Source organism: Sorangium sp. So ce1036, assembly GCF_051369805.1.
Classification (GTDB): domain Bacteria; phylum Myxococcota_A; class Polyangia; order Polyangiales; family Polyangiaceae; genus Sorangium; species Sorangium cellulosum_F.
Genome location: NZ_JBBMOX010000001.1, coordinates 7,176,579 through 7,198,839 on the forward strand (window position 1 = coordinate 7,176,579; position 22,261 = coordinate 7,198,839).

The 22,261-nt window shown below is 72.9% G+C and carries 11 protein-coding genes; 8 read left to right on the forward strand and 3 right to left on the reverse strand.

What is annotated here, in order from left to right; genetic code table 11:
- Positions 1-13: 13 nt before the first annotated feature.
- The 3 genes from WMF31_RS26860 to WMF31_RS26870 all read left to right on the forward strand — a co-directional run bounded on the left by WMF31_RS26860 (position 14) and on the right by WMF31_RS26870 (position 13,661).
- On the forward strand, positions 14-5,989 hold the full coding sequence (locus WMF31_RS26860; RefSeq protein WP_436604679.1) for an AAA family ATPase: 5,976 nt from the start codon (positions 14-16) through the stop codon (positions 5,987-5,989).
- A 112-nt stretch (positions 5,990-6,101) separates the two neighbouring features.
- Positions 6,102-12,143, forward strand: coding sequence for an AAA family ATPase (locus WMF31_RS26865; protein ID WP_436604680.1), 6,042 nt, complete (start codon positions 6,102-6,104; stop codon positions 12,141-12,143).
- A gap of 195 nt (positions 12,144-12,338) precedes the next feature.
- Complete coding sequence (locus WMF31_RS26870) at positions 12,339-13,661, forward strand: hypothetical protein (protein WP_436604681.1); 1,323 nt, start codon at positions 12,339-12,341, stop codon at positions 13,659-13,661.
- 153 nt (positions 13,662-13,814) lie between these two features.
- On the opposite strand, the gene WMF31_RS26875 is transcribed toward WMF31_RS26870, so the two are convergent.
- Positions 13,815-14,192 (reverse strand): hypothetical protein, encoded by a 378-nt coding sequence (locus WMF31_RS26875; protein ID WP_436604682.1) that lies wholly within the window; start codon positions 14,190-14,192, stop codon positions 13,815-13,817.
- A 1,215-nt stretch (positions 14,193-15,407) separates the two neighbouring features.
- Between WMF31_RS26875 and WMF31_RS26880 the strand changes: the two genes are divergently transcribed.
- From WMF31_RS26880 to WMF31_RS26890, 3 genes are all read left to right on the forward strand, one after another.
- Positions 15,408-15,782 (forward strand): hypothetical protein, encoded by a 375-nt coding sequence (locus WMF31_RS26880; protein WP_436604683.1) that lies wholly within the window; start codon positions 15,408-15,410, stop codon positions 15,780-15,782.
- Positions 15,783-16,122: 340 nt separating this feature from the next.
- Positions 16,123-16,722, forward strand: coding sequence for a hypothetical protein (locus tag WMF31_RS26885; protein WP_436604684.1), 600 nt, complete (start codon positions 16,123-16,125; stop codon positions 16,720-16,722).
- A gap of 18 nt (positions 16,723-16,740) precedes the next feature.
- Entirely contained in the window at positions 16,741-16,977 is a 237-nt protein-coding gene (locus WMF31_RS26890; protein WP_436604685.1) for an AMP-binding enzyme, read from the forward strand.
- A gap of 287 nt (positions 16,978-17,264) precedes the next feature.
- Here WMF31_RS26890 and WMF31_RS26895 read toward each other — a convergent pair whose 3' ends face one another.
- Positions 17,265-17,399, reverse strand: a complete 135-nt coding sequence (locus WMF31_RS26895; protein ID WP_436604686.1) for a hypothetical protein — start codon at positions 17,397-17,399, stop codon at positions 17,265-17,267.
- Positions 17,400-17,485: 86 nt separating this feature from the next.
- Here WMF31_RS26895 and WMF31_RS26900 point away from each other — a divergent pair, with 86 nt between their 5' ends.
- Entirely contained in the window at positions 17,486-18,259 is a 774-nt protein-coding gene (locus WMF31_RS26900) for an SMP-30/gluconolactonase/LRE family protein (RefSeq protein ID WP_436604687.1), read from the forward strand.
- 48 nt (positions 18,260-18,307) lie between these two features.
- On the opposite strand, the gene WMF31_RS26905 is transcribed toward WMF31_RS26900, so the two are convergent.
- Positions 18,308-19,666 (reverse strand): hypothetical protein, encoded by a 1,359-nt coding sequence (locus WMF31_RS26905; RefSeq protein WP_436604688.1) that lies wholly within the window; start codon positions 19,664-19,666, stop codon positions 18,308-18,310.
- Between the two features lie 767 nt (positions 19,667-20,433).
- Here WMF31_RS26905 and WMF31_RS26910 point away from each other — a divergent pair.
- A complete protein-coding gene (locus WMF31_RS26910; protein ID WP_436604689.1) occupies positions 20,434-22,260 on the forward strand; it encodes a protein kinase domain-containing protein in 1,827 nt (608 codons plus the stop codon).
- Position 22,261 lies beyond the last annotated feature (1 nt).

Consider the following 22,261-nt stretch of genomic DNA (forward strand, 5'->3'; position numbering starts at 1 on the left):
ACAACACAAGTGTATGTCTCAGTATACCGCGATCGAGGTCCTCCACGAGGGATCGGACACGCTGCTTTACCGGGCGGTGCGTGACGACGGCCTCCCCGTGGTGCTCAAGGTCCTGCGGCGTGATCACGCGAGCCCGCGCGCCCTCGGCCGGCTGCACCACGAGGGCGAGATCGCCGGGGCGCTGGACACGACGGCCGTCGTCAGGTCCCACGGGCTCGGATCGCTCGGCGACCAGGCGGCGCTGGTCCTGGAGGACTTCGGCGGCCGCTCGCTCGATCGGCTCCAGGCCGGGCCGATGCCGCTCGATCGCTTCTTACCCCTGGCCGTTCGCCTGACCGACGCGCTCGCCGAGCTGCACCGACACGGCGTCATCCACAAGGACATCAAGCCCCAAAACCTGCTCTGTAACCCCGAGACCGGCGAGGTGAAGATCACCGATCTCGGGATCGCCTCGCTCTCGCCCCGCGAGCCCCAGGGCCCGTCTCACGACGGGCTCATCGAGGGGACGCTGGCGTACATGGCGCCCGAGCAGACGGGCCGGATGAACCGCTGGATCGACGAGCGGACCGACCTGTACTCCCTCGGCGTCACCTTGTACGAGATGCTGACGGGCACCCTGCCCTTCCACGCCGGCGATCCGGTGGAGTGGGTGCATTGCCACATCGCAAAGAGGCCGCCGCCGCCGCACGCGATCGTCCCCTCGATCCCCCCGGCGCTCTCCGCGGTCGTGCTCAAGCTGCTCGCCAAGGCCGCGGAGGAGCGGTATCAGAGCGCGCTCGGCCTCCGGCACGACCTCGACCGGTGCGCCGCGCAGCTCGCGGCGACCGGCGCCATCGAGGCCTTTCCGCTCGGCCAGCGCGACCTGTCCGACAGGTTCCAGGTCCCGCAGCGGCTCCACGGGCGCGAGGGCGAGGTCCGGGCGCTGCTCGCCGTGTTCGAGCGCGCGCTCGCGCAGGGCCGGCCGGAGCTCGTGCTCGTGTCCGGGTACTCGGGCGTCGGCAAGTCGTCGCTCGTCGCCGAGCTGCACAGGCCGGTGGTGCGGGAGCGGGGCTTCTTCCTCTCGGGCAAGTTCGAGGAGCTCAGGAGGGATGTCCCCTATCTCCCCTTCCTTCAGGCGTTCCGGGGGCTCGTGCAGGAGATCCTGTGCGCGAGCGAGGACGAGCTCGAGCGCTGGCGCCAGCGCCTCCGGGGGGCCCTCGGCCCCGACGGCGGGCTGGTCGCCGACGTGCTCCCCGAGATCGAGCTGCTCCTCGGCCCGCAGCCGCCCGTGCCCGAGCTCCCGCCGGCCGAGGCCTGGAGCCGGCTCCACGCGGCGCTCCAGCGCTTCGTCGCGGGGTGCGCCCGGAAGGAGCACCCCATGGCGCTCTTCCTCGACGACCTGCAGTGGGCCGACGCCGGCAGCCTCCTCCTGCTCGAGCAGCTCGCCACCCACGCCGGGGCCGCGCACCTCCTCTTGATCGGCGCTTACCGGGACAACGAGGTCGGCCCGGCGCACCCGCTCCGGCTGACGCTGGCCGAGGCGCAGAAGGGTGGCGCGGTCGTCTCCGACATCGTCCTCGCGCCGCTCTCGGCCGCCGACGTCGGCGCGATCGTCGCCGAGGCGGTCCACGCCGGCGAGGAGGAGGCGCGCCCGCTCTCGCGGCTGGTGTACGAGAAGACCGGCGGCAACCCGTTCTTCGTGCTCCAGTTCCTCCTCGAGCTGCACGAGGAGGGGCTCATCGCCTTCGACGCGCGCGAGGGGGCGTGGCGGTGGGACGTCGCCGCGATCCGCGAGAAGGGCTTCACCGACAACGTCGTCGAGCTGATGGCGGGCAAGCTGAAGCGGCTCCCGGTCCCGGCGCGGGACGCGCTCAAGCTCGCCGCGTGCCTCGGCGCCAGCGTGGATCTCGACGCGCTCGCCATCGTCGCGAGCCGGCCTGCGGCGGAGCTCCGCGAGGCGCTCACGGAGGCCGTGCGCGAGGGGCTGCTCCTCTGCCGGGGAGACGTCTATCGATTCCTCCACGACCGCGTGCAGCAAGCCGCCTATTCGCTCATCCCGGCGGGGCAGCGCGCCGAGATGCACCTCGGGATAGGGCGGCTCCTCCTCTCGGCACAACGCGCCGAGGAGCGCGACGACGCGCTCTTCGACGTCGTCGGCCACATGAACCGCGGCGCCGCGCTCCTGCGCTCCCAGGCCGAGCGGGACGAGCTCGCCGCGCTGAACCTCCGCGCCGGCAGGAAGGCCAAGGCCGCCGCGGCCTTCCAGTCCGCCGCCGCGCTCTTCGCCGCCGGCCTCGCCCTGCTCGCGCCGGACCGCTGGGAGGCGCAGCGCGGGCTGGCCTACGACCTGACCCTCGAGCGCGCGCGCTCCGCGTACATCACGGGCAACTTCGATGACGCCGAGCCGCCCCTCGAAGAGCTCCTGGAGCGCGCGAGGACCCGGAGCGAGACGGCCGCCGTCGTCGAGCTCGCCGTCGCCTTCTACCAGATCCGCGGGCGATGCTCCCGCGCGGTGGAGATCGGGCTCTCGTGGCTCCGCGCCTGCGACATCGATCTTCCGCTCCACCCCACCGACGCGCAGATCCGGGAGGAGACGAGGAGCGTCTTCCAGGCCCTGGGCGACCGGGCGATCGAGGATCTGATCCGCCTGCCCCCCATGACGCACCCGGAGCTCAAGGTGGCGATGGGCGTGCTGCACGGCGTGTCCGGCCCCGCGATCTTCGTGGACCAGGACCTGCACTACCTCGCGGTCATGATCATGGTCAGGCTCAGCCTGCGCCACGGGAACGCCGAGAGCTCCGCGCAGGCGTACACGGCCTTCGCCAGGCTGATCGGCCCGAGGCTCGGACGATACCGGGAGGCTTACCTGTTCGGCAAGCTCGGCCACGACCTGGCGGACAGGAGCGGCCTGCTCACCACGCGATCGCTCGTGTTCACCCTCTTCGGGCAGCACGTCGTCTTCTGGACACGCCATTACCGGGAGACGTATCCGTACACGCGCGCCGGCTTCGGCGCCGCGCTCGAGTCCGGCGATCTGAACATCGCGTGCTTCAACTGCCTCTGGGCCGCGCTGTTCCCGCTGCTCGCCGGCGAGCCGCTGGAGGACGTGCTCCACGGGCTCGAGGAGCGCCTCGGCTTCGTGCAGCGGGCCGGGTACGCGTTCGCGCACGGCGCCCTCCTCAGCGGCCACGCCATGATCCAGACGCTGCGAGGGAGGCCCGTCCGCCTCTCGACGCTGGAGGGGTCCGAGCTCACCCCGTCGGCCTTCGAGGCGCGGCTGGACGAGGGGGACATGCAGGGTGTTCGCGGCCTCCATTACAGCCTGACGGCCCAGGCGCTCTTCCTGCTCGGCGCTCCCGGCGAGGCGCTCGCGGCGGGCACCCGCGTGATGGTCGAGCACCCCTTCAGGACCGAGCCGTACGCGCTCATCGCCGAGAACACCTATTATGTCGCGCTCGCGCTCGCGGCCCGCCGCGACGACGCGCGGCCGCGCCCCGAGGAGGCGCTCCCGGAGCGGCTCCTCGAGTGCGAGCGGCAGCTCGGCGAGTGGGCCAGGAGCGGCCCCGACAACTTCCTCCACAAGCACGCCCTGGTCCGCGCCGAGATCGCCCGGCTCCTGGGCCGCGAGGCGGAGGCCATGCGGCGCTACGAGCAGGCCATCGCGTCGGCGCGCGAGGGCGGCTTCGTCCAGCACGAGGCCATCGCCTGCGAGCTCGCCGCGAGGTTCTACGGCGCGCGCGGGCTGACCACGCCGGCCGACGCCTACCTGCGCAGGGCCCGCGCCGGCTACTGCGCGTGGGGGGCCCACGCCAAGGTGGAGCAGCTCGACCAGCGCTACCCCTTCCTGGCCCCGCGCAAGCCGATCGCGCCCACCGTCACCTTCGCCGTGCGGGCCGAGCAGCTCGACGTCCTGTCGGTGGTCAAGGCGTCGCAGAGCATCTCCGGCGAGCTCAAGCTCCCGCGCCTGCTCGACACCCTGCTTCGCATCGTGGTCGGGCACGCCGGCGCCGAGGAGGGATACGTCCTCCTGGTCCGGGACGAGCGCCTGTGGATCGCGGCGAGCGAGGCGCCGGGGGGCGCGGTGCGGCTCCTCGACGCGAGCGACGCGGGGGCGGCCGCGCTGCCAGAGGCCGTCCTCAACTATGTTCGCCGGAGCCACGAGCGCGTGCTGCTCGACGACGCCACGGCCAGGCACCCGTTCATGGAGGACGGGTATTTCGGGAGCAAGCGCCCGAGATCGGTGCTGTGCCTCCCGATCGTGCGCCAGGCCCGGCTGATCGGCCTGCTGTACCTCGAGAACAACCTCGTCACCGGGGCGTTCACGCCCGCGCGGCTCAGCGTGCTCGAGCTGCTCGGCTCGCAGTCGGCCATCTCGCTCGAGAACGCCATGCTCTATGCCGAGCTCGAGCAGGAGAACGCCGAGCGGCGGCGGGCGGAGCAGGCGCTCACGGCCAACCAGGCGACCCTCCGGGCGATCGTCGACAACTCGGCGGCGGCCATCGTCTTGAAGGACCGCGAGGGCCGGCACCTGCTCGCCAACCGGCACGTGGGCCACCTCCTGCGCATGCCGGTCGAGGAGCTGCTCGGGAAGACCATCGCCGATCTCTTCCCTGCGCCGATGGCCGAGGTCATCCGCGAGCACGACCGGGCGGTGCTCGAGGCGGGCGCGCCGATGGAGTGGGAGGAGGAGGTGCCGCTGGAGGACGGGGTGCACACGTTCCTGTCGGTCAAGTTCCCGCTCGGCGAGGGGGGGATGCCCGGCGTGCTCTGCGGTATCTCGACCGATATCACCGAGCGCAAGCGGGCCGAGCAGGCCGAGCGCTTCCTGGCCGAGGCGAGCCGCAAGCTGATGGCCCTCGGCTACGGCGCGACCCTCGAGAGCGTGGCGCAGCTCGCCGTGCCCGAGCTGGCCGATCAGTGCCTCGTCGAGGTGCGCTCCGACCGCGACGCGCCGGGCCCTGCGGCCGCCTTCGCAGGGATCCCGGCCGGGCGGGAGGACGCCGTGTGGGGCGCGCTGCGCTCCCTGGCGGAGGCGTCGCCGGTCCGGGCCGAGGTGGGCGATCTCCGCGCCGCGCCCGCGCTGGAGCCGCTCGGCGTCCAGGCGTTCCTCCGGGTCCCGCTCCTCGCGCGCGACCGGTGCTTCGGGGTCATGACGCTGCTGTCGACCGCGCCGCGGCGCCGCTACGGCCCCGCCGAGCGGTGGCTGGCCGAGGAGCTGGGGAGCCGGGCGGCGCTCGCGCTCGACAACGCGCGCCTCTTCGCCGAGGCGCAGGAGGCGATCCGGCGGCGGGACGAGTTCCTCACGGTCGCCTCCCACGAGCTCAAGACCCCGCTGACGTCGCTGCAGATGCAGGCGCAGCTCGTCGAGCGGCTGCTGCGCCGCCACCAGCGCGCGCAGCTCCCGCCGGAGCGGCTCGAGGCGACGCTGCGGGTCCTCGACCGCCAGCTCACGCGGCTCGGGCGCCTGGTCGACGAGCTGCTCGACGTCATGAAGCTGAACGCCGGGCGGCTCGCGATCGTGCGCGCGCCGGTCGACCTCGCGGGGCTCGCGCGCGAGGTCGTCGAGCGGATGAGCCATCAGCTCGTGGACGCCGGCTGCCAGACCCAGCTCGATCTGGACGAGCCCGTGATCGGGCGCTGGGATCCGTCGCGCCTGGAGCAGGTCCTCATCAACCTGCTGTCGAACGCGGTGAAGTACGGCGCCGGCAAGCTGGTTCAGGTCAGCGTGCGCGCGCAGGCCGATCGCGCGCTGCTCGTGGTCCGCGATCAGGGGATCGGGATCGCGGAGGCGGATCAGGGCAGGATCTTCGAGCGCTTCGAGCGCGCGGTGTCGGTCCGGAACTTCGGCGGCCTCGGCCTCGGGCTCTACATCGCGCGCTGGATCGTGATTGCGCACGGCGGATCGATCCGCGTGGAGAGCGCGCCCGGCGCCGGCGCCTCGTTCTTCGTGGAGCTCCCGATCGACCCACCGGAGGCGCTCGATCACGGCGTCCACCTCGCTCCTGCATAGGTGAGCTCGACCGGGCGGCCCGCGGTCCACAGGCCAATCAAAGCCGTGACACCGTGAGGCGTGTCTGGGAATATTCCTGAGCTTGAGATCCGCCAACCCCGGGGCCTTCACAGTGGCCACTTCCGACGTTTCCGAGCAAGCCCGTCTCTTCCGTTATACCGTCAAGGAGGCCCTCTACGAGGGATCGGACACGCTGCTTTACCGGGCTGTGCGCGAGGACGACGGCCTCCCCGTGGTGCTCAAGGTCCTCCGGCGCGATCACGCGAGCCCCCGCGCCCTCGAGCGGCTGCATCATGAATACGAGGTCGCCCGGGCGCTCGATACAACGGCCGTCGTCAAGCCCTATGCGATCGAGGTGCTCGGCGATCAGCCGGCGCTGGTCCTGGAGGATTTCGGCGGCGTGTCGCTCGACCGGCTCCTGGACGGTCCGATGCCGCTCGAGCGCTTCTTCCCCCTCGCCCTCCGCCTGACCGACGCGCTCGCCGAGCTGCACCGGCGCCACGTCATCCACAAGGACATCAAGCCCCAGAACCTGCTCATCCACCCCATGAGCGGCGAGGCGAAGATCACCGACCTGGGGATCGCGTCCCGCGTACCGCGCGAGCACCAGCACCTCGCGCACGCCGGGCTCATCGAGGGGACGTTGGCCTACATGGCGCCGGAGCAGACGGGCCGGATGAATCGGTGGATCGACGAGCGGACCGATCTGTACTCCCTCGGCGTCACCTTCTACGAGATGCTGACGGGCACCCTGCCGTTCCGGGCAAGCGATCCCGTCGAGTGGGTCTATTGCCATATCGCGCGGAGGCCGGCCCCGCCGCACGCGCGCGTCCCCTCGATCCCCCCGCTCCTGTCGGAGGTCGTGCTCAAGCTGCTCTCCAAGGCCGCCGAGGAGCGTTACCAGAGCGCGGCCGGCCTGCGACACGACCTCGACGAGTGCTTCGCGAGGTGGCGGGCGCGCGGCGCCATCCAGCCCTTCGCGCTCGGTCAGCGCGACCTCTCGGACCGGTTCCAGGTGCCGCAGCGGCTGTACGGGCGCGAGCGCGAGGTGGAGGCGCTGCTCGCCGCGTTCGAGCGGGTGGTGGCGCAAGGCCGGTCAGAGCTCGTGCTCGTGTCGGGCTACTCGGGCATCGGCAAGTCGTCGCTCGTCGCCGAGCTGCACCGGCCGATCGTGAGGGAGCGGGGCTTCTTCCTCTCCGGCAAGTTCGATCGAACCGCGAGGGACGTCCCCTACCGCGCCTTCCATCAGGCGTTCCGGGCGCTTTTTCAGGAGATCCTCTGCGCGAGCGAGGAGCAGGTCGAGCGCTGGAGACAGCGCTTCCGGGAGGCGCTCGGCGAGAGCGGCGCGCTGCTCGCCGACGTGCTCCCCGAGCTCACGCTGCTCCTCGGCCCCCAGCCGCCCGTGCCCGAGCTGCCGCCCGCCGAGGCGCAGAGCCGGCTGCACGCCACCCTCCAGCGCGTCGTCGCGGCGTGCGCCCAGAAGGAGCACCCCGTGGCGCTCTTCCTCGACGATCTGCAGTGGGCCGACGCGGGGAGCCTCCAGCTGCTCGAGCAGCTCGCCACCTACGCCGGGTCCGAGCGCCTCCTCTTGATCGGCGCGTACCGCGACAACGAGGTCGGCCCCGCACACCCGCTGCGGCTCACGCTGGCCGAGGCGCGGAGGCGCGGCGCCGCTGTCTCCGAGCTCGTCCTCGCGCCCCTCTCGGCCACCCATGTCGGGGCGCTCGTCGCCGAGGCGGTCCACGCGCCGCACGCGTCCGCAGAGCAGGTCGAGCCGCTCTCGCGGCTGGTTCACGAGAAGACCGGCGGCAACCCGTTCTTCGTGCTCCAGTTCCTGATCGCGCTGCATCAGGAGGGGCTCATCACCTTCGACGCGGAGGAGGGCAGGTGGCGGTGGGACATCGCCGCGATCCGGGGCAAGGAGCTCACCGACAACGTCGTCGAGCTGATGGCGGGCAAGCTGAAGCGGCTCTCGGCTCCGACGCGGGACGCCCTCACGCTCGCCGCGTGCCTCGGCAGCAGCCTGGAGCTCGACACGCTCGCGGTGGTCGCGGGCCGCCCGGCGGCCGAGCTCCGCGACGCGCTCGAGGAGGCCGTGCGGGAGGGGCTGCTCCTCCGCCGGGACGGCGCCTATCGATTCCTCCACGATCGGGTGCAGCAAGCCGCTTACTCGCTCATCCCGGCGGGACAGCGCGCCGAGATGCACCTCCGGATCGGGCAGCTGCTCCTCTCGGCGCAACGCGCCGAGGAGCGCGACGACGCGCTCTTCGACGTCGTCGGCCACATGAACCGCGGCGCCGCGCTCCTGCGCTCCCAGGCCGAGCGGGAGGAGGTCGCGGCGCTGAACCTCCGCGCCGGCAGGAAGGCCAAGGCGGCCGCGGCCTTCCAGTCCGCCGCCGCGCTCTTCGCGGCTGGCCTCTCCCTGCTCGCGCCGGCCTCCTGGGAGACACGTCACGAGCTGACCTACGGCCTGGCCTTCGAGCGCGCGCACATCGCGTACATCACCGGCAGCTTCGAGGAAGCCGAGCGGCGCCTGGAAGAGCTCATGGATCGCGCGCGGACCCGGCACGAGACGGCCGCCGTCGTCGAGCTCGTCGCCGCGCTGAACGCCACCCGCGGGCGCTACGCACGCGCGGTGGAGATCGGGCTCTCGTGCCTCCGCGCGTGCGACGTCGATCTGCCGCTCCACCCCACCGACGCGCAGGTCGAGAAGGAGACCGAGAGCGTCTGGCAGGCCCTGGGCGATCGGGCCATCGAGGACCTGATCCACCTGCCTCCCATGACGCACCCGGAGATCAAGATCACGATGGGCGTGCTGCAGAGCGTGTCCCTCCCTTCGTTCTTCGTGGACGTGAACCTGTACCACCTCGCCGTCATGCGCATGGTCAAGCTCAGCCTGCGCCACGGCAACGCCGAGCACTCCGCGGTCGCGTACGCCGCCTTCGCGATGGTGATGAGCTCGAGGTTCGGGCGATATCGGGAGGCTTACTTGTTCGGCAAGCTCGGCCACGACCTGGCGGACAGGAGCGGCCTCCTCACCACGAAATCGCTGGTGGTCATCCTCTTCGGACACTATGTCGTCTTCTGGACACGCCACTACCGAGAGACGTATCCAACCACGCGCGACGGCTTCAGCGCCGCGGTCGAGTCCGGTGATGTGAACAACGCGTGCCTCAACTGCATCTGGGCCGCGCTGTTCCCGCTGCTCGCCGGCGAGGCGCTGGACGGCGTGCTTCACGAGGTCGAAGAGCGCCTCGGCTTCGTGCGCAGGGTCGGCCACGCGTTCGCGCACAACGCCCTCCTCGGCGGCCACGCCATGATCCAGACGCTGCGCGGGAGGCCGGTCCGCCTCGCGATGCCGGACGGGTCCGAGCTGGATCCGCCGGCCTTCGAGGCGCGGCTGGAGGAGGGTGGGGAGCTGGAGACCGCTCGCGACTTCTACTACAGCTTGAAGGCCCAGGCGCTCTTCGTGCTCGGCTCTCCCCGAGAGGCGCTCGCGGCGGCGACCCGCGCGATCGCCGAGCACCCCCCCAGGGTCGGGCCGCACGCGCTCATCGCCGAGAGCTTCTATTACCGCGCGCTCGCGCTCGCGGCCCTCTTCGACGCGCCGCGCGAGGCGGAGCCATCCCCGCTGCGGGCGGCCCCCGAGGAGCTCCTCGAGTGCGAGCGGCAGCTGGGCGAGTGGGCCAGGAGCGGCCCCGACAACTTCCTCCACAAGCACGCCCTGGTGCGCGCCGAGATCGCCCGGCTCCTGGGGCGCGAGCCGGAGGCCAGCCGGCTCTACGAGCAGGCCATCGCGGCGGCGCGCGAGGGCGGCTTCGTCCAGCACGAGGCCATCGCCTGCGAGCTCGCCGCGGGGCTCTACCGCGCACGCGGCCTCACGATACCCGCCGACAGCTACCTGCGAGAGGCTCGCTCCGCCTATTTCCGCTGGGGCGCCCACGCCAAGGTGGAGCAGCTCGATCAGCGCTACCCCCACCTCGCCCCGCGCAAGCCGATCGCCCCCACCGTCACCTTCGCCGTGCGGGCCGAGCAGTTCGACGTCCTGTCGGTGGTGAAGGCCGCGCAGAGCATCTCCGGCGAGCTCAAGCTCCCGCGGCTGCTCGAGATGCTGCTTCGCGTCGTGGTCGAGCACGCGGGCGCCGAGGAGGGACACGTCCTCCTGATCCGGGATGACCGCCTGTGGACCGCGGCGATCGAGAGGCCGGGGGAAGCGGTGCGGCTGCTCGGCGCGAGCGAGGCGCCTTCTGTCGCGCTGCCGCAGTCCGTCCTCAACTACGTTCGCCGGAGCCACGAGCGCGTGCTGCTCGACGACGCCGCCGCCAGGCACCCCTTCATGGAGGACGAGTATTTCCGGCGCAGGCGCCCGAGATCGGTGCTGTGCCTCCCGATCGTGCGCCAGGCCCGGCTGATCGGCCTGCTCTACCTGGAGAACAACCTCGTCACCGGCGCCTTCACCCCCGGGCGGCTGAGCGTCGTCGAGCTGCTCGCCTCGCAGTCGGCGATCTCGCTGGAGAACGCGATGCTCTATGCCGAGCTGGAGCAGGAGAACGCCGAGCGGCGGCGGGCGGAGCAGGCGCTCAAAGCCAACCAGGAGATGCTCCAGGCCATCGTCGACAACTCGGCGGCGAGCGTCTACGTGAAGGATCACGAGGGTCGCTACCTGCTCGCCAACCGGCAGGTAGGCGCCCTCCTGGGCGTGCCGAGCGAGCAGCTCCTCGGGAGGACCGACGCAGAGCTCTTCCCTGCTCCCGTCGCCGAGATGATCCGCGAGCACGACCGGAAGGTGCTCGAGGCGGGCGCGCCGATGGAGTGGGAGGAGACGGTGCCGCTCGCCAGCGGACCGCGCACCGCGCTCTCGGTCAAGTTCCCTCTGGGCCAGGGCGCCGAGTCTCGCGCGGTCTGCGGCATCTCCACGGACATCACCGAGCGCAAGCGGGCCGAGCAGGCCGAGCGCTTCCTGGCCGAGGCGAGCCGCAAGCTGATGGCCCTCGGCTACGGCGCGACCCTCGAGAGCGTGACGCAGCTCGCCGTGCCCGAGCTGGCCGATCAGTGCCTCGTCGAGGTGCGCTCCGACGGCGACGCGCCGGGCCCTCTGGCGGCCGTCGCAGGGATCCCGGACGGGCGGGTGGACGCCGTGAGGCGCGCGCTGCGCCCCCTGACGGCGGCGTCGCCGGTCCGGGCCGAGGTGGGCGATCTCCGCGCCGCGCCCGCGCTGGAGCCGCTCGGCGTCCAGGCGTTCCTCCGGGTCCCGCTCCTCGCGCGCGACCGGTGCTTCGGGGTCATGACGCTGCTGTCGACCGCGCCGCGGCGCCGCTACGGCCCCGCCGAGCGGTGGCTGGCCGAGGAGCTGGGGAGCCGGGCGGCGCTCGCGCTCGACAACGCGCGCCTCTTCGCCGAGGCGCAGGAGGCGATCCGGCGGCGGGACGAGTTCCTCACGGTCGCCTCCCACGAGCTCAAGACCCCGCTGACGTCGCTGCAGATGCAGGCGCAGCTCGTCGAGCGGCTGCTGCGCCGCCACCAGCGCGCGCAGCTCCCGCCGGAGCGGCTCGAGGCGACGCTGCGGGTCCTCGACCGCCAGCTCGCGCGGCTCGGGCGCCTGGTCGACGAGCTGCTCGACGTCACGAAGCTGAACGCCGGGCGGCTCGCGATCGTGCGCGCGCCGGTCGACCTCGCGGAGCTGGCCCGCGAGGTGGTCGAGCGGATGAGCCAGCAATTCGCGGACGCCGGCTGTCCGGTCCGGCTCGAGCTGGACGAGCCGGTGATCGGGCGCTGGGATCCGTCGCGCCTGGAGCAGGTCCTCATCAACCTGCTGTCCAACGCGATGAAGTACGGCGCCGGCAAGCTCGTTCAGGTCGGCGTGCGCCGGCAGGCCGATCGCGCGCTGCTCGTGGTCCGCGATCAGGGGATCGGGATCGCGGAGGCGGATCAGGGCAGGATCTTCGAGCGCTTCGAGCGCGCGGTGTCGGTCCGGAACTTCGGCGGCCTCGGCCTCGGGCTCTACATCGCGCGCTGGATCGTGGCCGCGCACGGCGGATCCATCCGCGTGGAGAGCGTGCCGGGCGCCGGCGCCTCGTTCTTCGTGGAGCTCCCCCTGGAGGCGCCGGAGCCGCCGGAGCCCGCGGGAGTGCGCGGTGAGCTGGCGGTGAGCTGACCGGGCCCGGTGAGGCGCGCGGCCGGCGTGCTCCCGCGAGCGCGGGCGCCGGGTCGGGGGGCGAGGGGCGCTGCCGCGCGGGGTGGGTGGGGTGCGCGGGGGGGCGGGGTGCGCGGGGGGCGGGGTGCGCGGGAGCGTGGGAGCGCGGAGGGATCCGGTTTCGCGAAGCGCCGGAGGACGCTATGGAGGGGGCCGATGGTCGAGCAGCACACAGCAGAAAACGAGGGGGGACAGCCGGAACACGCGGCGCCCGTCGAGGAGCGCGCGACGGACCCGCGCGCGGTGGAGGCCGCCGCGGGCGTGCCGGAGGTCGCGCCCGGAGCGACGGAGGTCGCCGCGGGCGTGCCGGAGGTCGCGCCCGGAGCGACGGAGGTCGCCGCGGGCGTGCCGGAGGTCGCCGCGGGAGCGACGGAGGCGGCAGCCGGGGGAGCAGCGGAGGCCACGGCGGGAGCGGCGGAAACGGCCGCCGAGGGAGCGGCGGAGGCCGCGCAGGGAGCAGCGGAAACGGCGGCCGAGGGAGCAACGGAAGGCGGCGCAGCGGCATCCGCCGAGGCGGGCCCGGAGGCCGTGGCAGCGCCCGCAGCGCCCACCGCGCCCGTCACGCCCGCCGCCGCGCGCCCGCGGCGGGTCATCGACATGCGCCGCCCCCGCACGCCTGCCGCCGCGCAGGCCCCCTCGCCGCAGCGCTCGACCAGCCCGGCGGAGCGCGGAGCGCGAGCGCGCGCGGAGCGCGAGGGCGGATCGTTTGTGCGTGAGGCGCGCGAGCGCGGACCTGTCGAGCGCGCGGCGCGCGAGGGCCGCCCGCCGGAGAGGTCCGGGACGCCGAGGACCGGCGCGCCCCGCCGGGCCTGGGCGGGTGCCGACGGCGCCGCTCCGCGGCCGCGCGCGCCGGCGCCGCAACCCGGCTCGGACGCCGCCGCACGGGAGCGTCGCACGCCCGCCGCCGCCGCGAAGGGTGAGCGGGGCGGCGAGGGGCGCACCGGGCCCGCCGCGGCGAAGGCCGCGCCCGCCGCTGGAGTGGCAACCGCTCCCCGGGAGGGCTCCCGGGAGCCGCAGCGCTCCCGCACGCCGGCCGCGGCGGCCGCCGCCCCGCCGCCGGAGCCGACGCCGAGCCCGGAGCCGACGGCTCCGCCCCAGCCGCCGCCGCCGGTATGGGTGCCGCTGCCGACCGCCGCGTTCCCGAAGAAGAAGAAGCCGGCGCTCACCGCCAAGGAGGCGATGAAGGCCAGGGTCCAGGCGCGGGCCGGCAAGCACGGACCGAAGCCTGCGCCGAACCGGGCGGCGGCCCACGCCGCGGAGCCCCGGCGCGAGGAGCCCGGGCCCCCCGCCGAACGCGACGCCGCCACCGCGAAGCCCCGCGACGCCGCCGCCGCGAAGCCCCGCGGCGCTACCGCCGCGAAGCCCCGCGACGCGGCGCCCTCTTCAGCGCGCCGCGGGAAGGAGCAGGCTGCGGACACCCCCGCCCAGAAACCTGGGCTGCTCCGCCGGTTGATGAACCTCTTCCGGCGATCCGGATAGCGCTCCTGCGGGAAGCCGGGCCGAGAGGCGAACCGCCATGGCGGTTCTTCTGCTGACCCGGGGCAACTTCCCGAAGGAGTGATAGACCGGCCCGCCGCATGGGATGGGCCGGCGCGGGTCGCGGCGCCTCGCCGTCGCGCCCTCGCGCCCGGCTCATTCCTCCTCGAGCGGCTGGCAGCAGTAGACCGCCGGCTCGGCCGGCTTCACCTCGCCCACGGGCTCCTCGCTGCCGCCCCGCGGGATGCAGCCGGTCCCGGGGTCGTTCTCGATCCACTCGGCCCTCATCGTCTTGGCCGCAAGGGGGGCCGCGCCGGCGGAGACACCCGCTCCCTCCTCGGAGACGACGTCCGAGAACCGATCCAGATCCACATCGCAGTTGGACCCGGTGAACATCGTGATGTTCGCCGTACAGGTGGCCCCCTGCGGCTCGCACGTGCACGGCTCGCACCCGCGCGTGTCCTCCGCGTCCCGGTAGAGCACGACCCGCTCCGGGTAGTCCTGCGGGCATTCCGAGCTCGGCCGCTGGAGCATCCGCATACAGCGCCTGAACTGGCGCGGGGGTGGATCCGCGTCGGGAAAAACAAACCTCCCAGATTTCGCACACCGCTTCGTCGAACCTGCGCGTGGTGCAGACTTGACCGTACGTCTTCCGCGCGGGGGCGGGTTGTTCGACGGTAGGCGCGGAGATCGGCTCGCACGCCGCGCCGGTCTGAGCTTCGAAGGACCCCACCCCCGGGACGGGCCAGGCGATGGGATGGCAGCTCCCGCTCCAGTCCACCGTCTCCGCACGCAGGGAACCCGATAACCCATCGCAGGAGGCGCTGGAGTGCGCGGTGAGCTGGGAGGGGAGCTTGCACTGCGGCTCACCGCACGCGCGCTCGGGACACACCGTCTCCGCGCTCCGATCCATCCAGCCCTCCACGCTCCTGGTGAACCCCTCCGGGCATTCGGGCGCCTTGTCCGCGTCCCCCGTCCAGACGAGCTCGGGCGAGGCGTATTCGTAGTCCGCCAAGGGAAGGCACTCGCCAGGACATGTCGCGTCGCCGAAGTCATACGGAGCGCACCCGCCGCAGGCCACGGCGAGCGTCCCCCCCAGCACCGCCCTCCAGCCGTCCATGCGGTCCCCATGCTTCGGCACCTCCCTGCTCCCGCCACGCTGATCCCGCATCATTCGCGTTCCCTTCTCTCGCAGCAGTAGATGTCTCGGTCCGCGGCGCCCGCGGGCTCGCCGCGCCCCCGCGGTACGCAGCCGACGCCCGGATCGTTGATGAACCACGTGGCGGCCACCGCGCTGACCGCGTGTGTCACGTCCGCGATTTCCGGCGCAGGAGCGACCGGCGCCACGAGCGGCTCGCCGAGGAGGAGATCGAGATTGCGCAAAAGGCGCCTCAGGAGGCGGACGTCGCGACGCTGCGGACGCTGGAAGCGCCCCCTCGAGCCGCGCGATCCGCTCGACCGCGAGATCCTCGTGCTGCACGACTGCCAGGGCATCCCGCTCGGCGACATCGCCGCTGCCCGCGGGATCACCGAGGCGAGCGCGGCCAAGCGGCGTCAGCGCGCCCTCGAAGCGATGCGCGCCACGGTCGAGCGCTGGCGAGCGCACGGGCGTCCACGCGGGATCGCGCCTGTCGTCCTCGTGCCGCTCGCCGGCCCCGGGCGATCCCCGTGGATACCGTCGCTCGGCGGGGCCCGGCACCTCATCGCCTGTTCATTCGCCACGCTCGTCCTCGGGCTCATTCCCCTTCCGTGCCCGAGGTGCGCGGCGCGCCGAGCACGGAGGTGCGATTGGCCGACGCGCGGCGAGCTCCGGAGAGCGCCCCCGAGGCGGCGGCGGCCCCGCACGCAGTCCCTGCGCCCTCGCCTGAAGCCCCCTCGTTCGAGCCCGACGCGCAGCGCGGCGCCGCGCCGCCCCTGGACCGGGCCGGCCCCGGCGCGCAGATCGAGGCGCGCCGCGCGCTGGATCGAGCCGCCGCAGTGCCCTGGAGGGTGCGCGGCGTGGCGCTCCTGGCCGCGGCGGGGCACGGGCTGACCTGGATCGCCCGCGCGCTCGCGCTCCCGATCTCCGCGGCCGCGGAGCGCCGGCGAGCCGCCCGCCGCGCCCTGGCGCAGGACGAGCGCTGACCGGCGCTGGCGTCCGCCCTTCTCGGCTCCGCGAAGCCCCCCGACGGGCACACGCCTCCCGGACCGACCGGGACACTCGATCCCGCCGAGCCTGGCCGATGCCTGACGAGCCGCTCAGCTGCTTCTCGGTACGCACCGGGCAGCTCAGCTGCCTCCTCGGCACCGGACGCGGTCCCGCCGCAGCGCGGACACATCTCATCGACCGCCGATGTCACCGTTGGCGGCGGGAGGGGAACGATTGCGCCCCGAAGGTCCCGCTCTCCCCCCCTCCCCCGCGGCATCAGCAGCGGGCTCGCTGCCGCGGCTCGCTCGCTCGACAGTGCGGCAGGCTGGTTCCAGGATGGACGGCGTAAAGGTCGAGATCGAGACCTGCTTCGCCGCGAACCCAGACCGCGTCCGACACCTCGCGGCCGTTTACCAAGGCGCAACGGCAGGGTCGGGACGCCGCCCGGTGGAAACGACCGACGTCCTGCGCGCGGCGGTCGTCTTCCTGCACGCTACGCTCGAAGACCTCCTACGCAACCTCCTGGAGTGGAAGCTCCCGTTGGCCGCCGCGGTACACCTCGAAGACGTACCGCTGGCGGGGAAGAAGCCACGATCGACCTTCACCCTGGACGATCTCGCGCCCTTTCGAGGCACGAGCGTGGACGACCTCATTGCTCGTTCCGTTCTGGAGAACCTCGAACGCTCGAACTTCAACGATCCGGGCGAGGTGGAGGGTGTCCTGGAGCGGATCGGGCTACCGAAGGGTCTGTTGGATCCCTACCGAGACAAGCTGGGTCCCATGATGAAGCGTCGGCACTGGATCGTTCACCGTGCCGACCGCAACACCGCGACGGGGCGCGGTCATCACGCCGCGCGCGCTCTCCAGCAAGAAACCGTGGAAGTCTGGAGCGAGGCGTTGAAACGATTCGGCACGGATGTGCTGGCTCAACTGTAGGACGTTAGGAGGTTGCACATGGCGACGCGAGCAGAGCTGGAGCAGGCACTCACCACGATGCCCAACGTCGACGAAGCGAACGTCGTCGGAGAACAGAGCCTCATCGCTACCGTGGTGTCCGGCTCGTTCCGCGGCCAGAACGAGGCGCAGCGGCAGGAAACGGTCTGGAGCTATCTGCGCCAGCAACTTGGGTCCGGTGCCCTACAGAACATCGAGTTCATCTTCACGAATACCCCGGAGGAGAAGACAGCATAGGCCGTCGGCCAACGACCGGACCCCTGGTCGAACATGCGTCGCCAACCGGACCGGGTAGCTTGCATGGGGCCGCCGCCTTCCATCGGAGGAGAGGGGGCGGTCCGCGCCGGGCAGCTCGGCCGCCTCCCCGGCACCGGACACGGTCCGCACCGGTGCCGCTGACGCAGGGGCGCGACGAGGTGATGAAGGCCCGGCCACGGTCGGTGGCCACGCCCGTCGGAGCTCACTGGAATGCTGTGGGCTTCGATGCGCACCCTGGGGTCCCTGGGGACGTCGGATGTCCTCGCCTACCAGAAGATCCGACCCGCCTCGGCCGGCTCCACGCCGACGCCGGACCACGCGACCGTCTCGATGATGCGGACACCGCACGTCGCCACGATCGCCACGTGCTGCGTCGATGGGTAGGCTACCCCGGGCTCCACGGCCGGGAAGAATCCAAGATACCGCAAGCAGAGCCCCCACGCGTTGCATACTCGTCCGGTACACCGGCTTCGCCAAGCCGGAGAGCGTGCTCTACGACGTGGACAACGACCGCTACCTCGTTTCGAACATCAACGGCAATCCGGGCGACAGGGACGACAACGGCTTCATCTCCGTCCTCTCGCCCGACGGTCAGGTGACGAACCTGAAGTGGATCGAGGGCGGCAAGAACAACGTCAGGCTCGACGCGCCGACGGGCTCGGCGATCGTGAAGGGCGTGCTCTACGTGGCCGACCTCACGACCGTCCGGAGGTTCGACCTCGAGACCGGGGCGCCGAAGGGTGAGCTCGCCATCCCCGGCGCGACGTTGCTGAACGACGTCGCGGCGGCTCCGGACGGCAAGGTCTACGTGTCCGACTCCGGCTTCACGATCGGCGCGACCGGCAACCTCGAGGCGACGTCGAGCGACGCCATCTACGTCATCGAGAAGGGCAAGGCCAGAGCGCTGGTGAAGACCACCGACCTGCGCATGCCGAACGGCCTCGCGTGGACCGACGAGGGGCTCGTGGTTTGCTCGAGCGGCGCTCCCAAGATCTTCCGCCTCGACGAGGAGGGCGCAAGGCAGGACGTGACCACCACGGCGCCCGGCGGCCGCCTCGACGGCCTGATCTCCCTCGGAGACTCGCTCCTCGTGACCAGCCACGACGCGTCGGCGGTGCTCCGCGGGGACCTCGGCGGCGCCTTCGAGATCGCGATCCCCGAGCAGAAGACGCCCGCCGATATCGGTTATGACACGAAGCGTGGACGCGTCCTCGTGCCCCACGTGATGGTGGACACGGTCGACGTCTACGAGCTGAGGTGATCCGCGGACGAACGATCCCAGTCCAGGGGGGCCGCGATGAGCCTCCGCTCAGAGCCGCCGCACCCGGATCCCGTGCGGATCAGCGCGCTCGACGCCGCCCGCATCCAGGTTGGTGATCGGCACGATGGCCTTGAGCTTGCCGCTGCGCCCGCCCTGGGTCACGTGGATGACGCCGACCCCCGGCGTGCTGCCGACGGAGGCGTGCGGATCGCCGCTCAGCGGTGTCGGGCCGCGCAGCGTCACGAAGATGCGGTGGCCCGACGGCGAGACGTCCATGAGGTCCGGCGCGGGATCGCTCGAATACGTCCCCTTCAGGTCGACGGTGTTCACGTGCGCGCTGGTCGCGACGTCGAAGACCTCGGCCACGCCCTGGATCCGGTCCAGCACCCAGACGGCGTGGCCCTTGACGAGCGCCGTGCCGTGGGCGTCGCGATCCGGCGAGCCGTCGGCGAACACCACCTCGGGAGCGGGCGTGTTGGCCGGGTTTTCGGGCCCATAGCCGGTGAGCGGGAAGCGGTACACATCGAACTGATCCAGGTTCGCCGGCGTCGCCCCGCCGGAGTTGATGAACATCGAGCCTCCGGCCTCGACGCCGCCGCAGCCGTTGCCGTGCACGGTGGCCGCGTCGTACTCGCCCACGATCTGCATGGGCGTCGCGGCCGCGTCGACGACGAGCAGCCCGCCCCCGCGCAGCGTGATGAAGCTGTGGGCCCCCGTGGCGTCGATGATCGGGCAGATGGGCGCGTTGTCGGGCCGTATCTGCGGGAACTGGCACGGATCTCCGCTCGGCGTGACGCACGTCGCGAGGTCGAGCGTCGCGGCCGGCTCCCACGCGAACGTCCCCGCCGCGTAGTCCGTCGCGATCCGCTCGAGCCGCTTGCCGTTCTGGTTGGCGACGAGGATGTAAGAGCCGTCCGGCGCCGGGACCGCGGCGTGGGCCTGCCGCGCCCCGTCGACCCCCGCCGACGTGCGCAGGCACGCGACGGGGGCGCGCGCGGCGGCGTCGAAGATCGCGACATGGCCGCTGGCCACGAACGAGAGCACCGCGTGGGTGTGCTCGGCGTTGAAGAAGACCATGTGCGGCCGGACCGGTCGCTCGCCGGTCTGCTCGAGGCACAGCGTCGAGGTCTGGGCCCCGAGGTCGATGACCTCCGCCGGGACCGGCCCGACACCCATCTTGCCCGTCAGGCTCGAGCCGCTGTAGATATGAACGGTTCCACCGTAGCTGAGCCCGCTCGTATCCGACTGATCGACGGCCCAGACCTCGAACGCCGGCTCATCGTGGCTCGCGGCCTCGGCGGCCGAGTCGGTGGCGGCGAGGCCGGCGTCGTTGCTCGGCGCGACGCAGGCGGACAGCAGACAAAGACCAAGCGTCGCCCCCACGAGGGGGGCGGATGAACTCTCCATGACTCGCTCTCCCGGCTCCGGTGCGGGCCGGAGCCTCTTCCATGCCAGCCTGCGGGCGCGCGCGGCCGGCTTTGTGCGTCAGGAAAGAGTCCTTACATCGCGCGCACGCGCGCGGCAAGGGCGAGCTGTCGGCAATGGACATTGTCGGTCAGCGCGCCGGAGCTTCCATTCGTGGATCCATCCGTGGATCCATTCCTGGCTTCATTCACGATCGGATTCACGCGCGCACCGGGTCGCTCGGCTCGCTCGGTTCACTCGGCTTCCTCGATTCTCTCGACTCCTCGACCACGAGATGTTGCTCTCTCTCGGCAGGATCGCCACGAATCGCCACAGGACGACGAGGACGCGCTCCGCGTCGCCGGGACCTCTCGACCGAGATCGAGAGGGGTGCCGTGCGGCTCGATGACGAGCTCGGGAGCGAGGGCGCCGCGCCGGAGGCGGTGTCCCCTCCCGGGCCGTGACAAGGGGGCGCCTCGTCGCGACGATCCGGCCGAGAGCGCACGCCGACCCAACCTGCCTGACGTCCTCCCCGACGGGGCGGGTGGGGGTGAAAGCGCGGGTGTCGCACACGGCGCTGGCGCGGCCGGCGCGCTTCGTTCAGGGCATGACGCCAGGCATCGTCCGGCGGGCGCGCGCGCCGCGTCGTCAGGGCGCGCGTCACGGCGCCAGCGCGCGCGTCACGTCGAAGACGCGCTCAGGCGCGGAGGGGGTCGGGGGCGAGATTCTGCCCGAGACCCAAGGTATCGCTGGTGTATACTCGCCGACCGATGGCCCAAGCAGGCTCGGATACAGCGGAACCGGCTTCGTGGCGCAGGATCCCGCGGGCCGGGGACATCGTCGCAGGCAAGTACCGCGTTGAGCGGGTGCTCGGGCGCGGCGGCATGGGGCTCGTGGTCGCGGCGCACCATGTCTCGCTGCGCCACCGCGTCGCGCTGAAGTTCCTGCTCCCCGAGGGGCGCGGCGCGCCGGACGCCGTCGCGCGCTTCTTCCGCGAGGCCCAGGCCGCGGCCGCGATCGCCAGCGAGCACATCGTCCGCGTCATCGATGTGGGGCACACCGACCAGGACGTGCCGTACTTCGTGATGGAGTACCTGAGTGGCATCGATCTCGAGGCCCTCCTCGACCGCGAGGGCCCGCTGCCCGTCGAGCGCGCGGTCAGCCACGTGATCGAGGCGTGCGAGGCCGTGGCCGAGGCGCACGCGCTCGGCATCGTGCACCGCGACCTCAAGCCCGGGAACCTCTTCCTGGCGAGCCGCAGCGACGGGTCGACCCTGATCAAGGTGCTCGACTTCGGCATCTCGAAGGCGTGCGAGTCCGGCGTGCTCGGCCCCGGCGGCAAGCTGACGACCTCCTCGTCCGTGGTGCTCGGCTCTCCCCGCTACATGTCACCCGAGCACATTCGCAATCCCCGGTCGGTCGACGCCCGCAGCGACATCTGGGCGCTCGGCGTGACGCTCTACCAGCTCCTGACCGCGAGGCTGCCGTTCGACACCGAGCCCGTCTCGGCGCTGTTCGTGAGCATCGCCACCGATCCGCCGGCGCCGCCGACCGCGCACCGGCCCGGTCTCCCGGTCGAGCTCGAGCGCGTCGTCCTGATGTGCCTGGAGAAGGACCCGGCCCGTCGCCCGCAGACCATCGCCGAGCTGGCGACGCTGCTCGAGCCGCTGGGGTCGGAGTCCGCGCGCCGGAAGGTGGCGCGCATCCTGCGCGCGGCCATGGGGGACGAGACCCTCGACGCGCCCGCGGCGCCGGTGCGCCCGAGGCTCGTCGACGAGGATGCGCAGACGCTCCCCGGACCGCCCGGCGGGCCGCCGGCGCCGCACGGCCTCGCGCCGGCGCCGCCGACGCGTCCCGCGTCGCTGGCCCCCGCCGCAGGCCCGTCGCAAGCGCCCGCCGCGGGCCCGTCGCAAGCGCCCGCCGCGGGCCCGTCGCAAGCGCCCGCCGCGGGCCCGTCGCAAGCGCCCGCCGCGGGCCCGTCGCAAGCGCCCGCCGCGGGCCCGTCGCTCGCGCCCGCCGCAGGCCCATCGCAAGCGCCCGGCCGGCGCCGCACCGCGCCCGCCCTGGCGGCGCTCGCCGCGCTGCTCGGGGGCGCTGCGGCGGTCGCGTGGCTCGGAAACGCGGCGCGCTCGGCCGGCGTGGCATTGCCGTCCAGCGCGGCGGCCTCGCTCGCCGCACCGTCGCTGGCCGCACCGTCGCTGGCCGCGCCGTCGCTGGTGGAGCCCGCCGCGGCCGCGGAGCCGGCGCACGCGGAGCCGGCGCACGCGGAGCCCGACCTCGCGTATACCCTCCTCCCCGCGCCCGCCGCGGCCGCGTCGCCCGGCCAGGCCAGCGCCGCCGCGGCGGACGGGCTCGCGCCGGCCAGCGCCGCCGCGGCGGACGGGCTCGCGCCGGCCAGCGCCGCCGCGGCGGACGGGCTCGCGCCGGCCAGCGCCGCCGCGGCGGACGGGCTCGCGCCGGCCAGCGCCGCGCTCGCGCCCGTGAGCAAGGCGAGGCCGCCCCGCCCGCGGGCCGTGCTCGCCCCCCCGCCGCCGACGAGCAGCGGCAAGCCCACCGAGCCCACGACGAGGACCGCGCGCCTGCGCGAGCACCGCTAGA

What these genes read in the sequence shown, in the direction of transcription:
- WMF31_RS26860 (WP_436604679.1), top strand. Translation starts at nt 14, where the DNA reads ATGTCTCAGTATACCGCGATCGAGGTCCTCCACGAGGGATCGGACACG.
- WMF31_RS26870 (WP_436604681.1), top strand. Translation starts at nt 12,339, where the DNA reads ATGGTCGAGCAGCACACAGCAGAAAACGAGGGGGGACAGCCGGAACAC.
- WMF31_RS26875 (WP_436604682.1), bottom strand. Translation starts at nt 14,192, where the DNA reads ATGCTCCAGCGGCCGAGCTCGGAATGCCCGCAGGACTACCCGGAGCGG.
- WMF31_RS26885 (WP_436604684.1), top strand. Translation starts at nt 16,123, where the DNA reads ATGGACGGCGTAAAGGTCGAGATCGAGACCTGCTTCGCCGCGAACCCA.
- WMF31_RS26890 (WP_436604685.1), top strand. Translation starts at nt 16,741, where the DNA reads ATGGCGACGCGAGCAGAGCTGGAGCAGGCACTCACCACGATGCCCAAC.
- WMF31_RS26905 (WP_436604688.1), bottom strand. Translation starts at nt 19,666, where the DNA reads ATGGAGAGTTCATCCGCCCCCCTCGTGGGGGCGACGCTTGGTCTTTGT.
- WMF31_RS26910 (WP_436604689.1), top strand. Translation starts at nt 20,434, where the DNA reads ATGGCCCAAGCAGGCTCGGATACAGCGGAACCGGCTTCGTGGCGCAGG.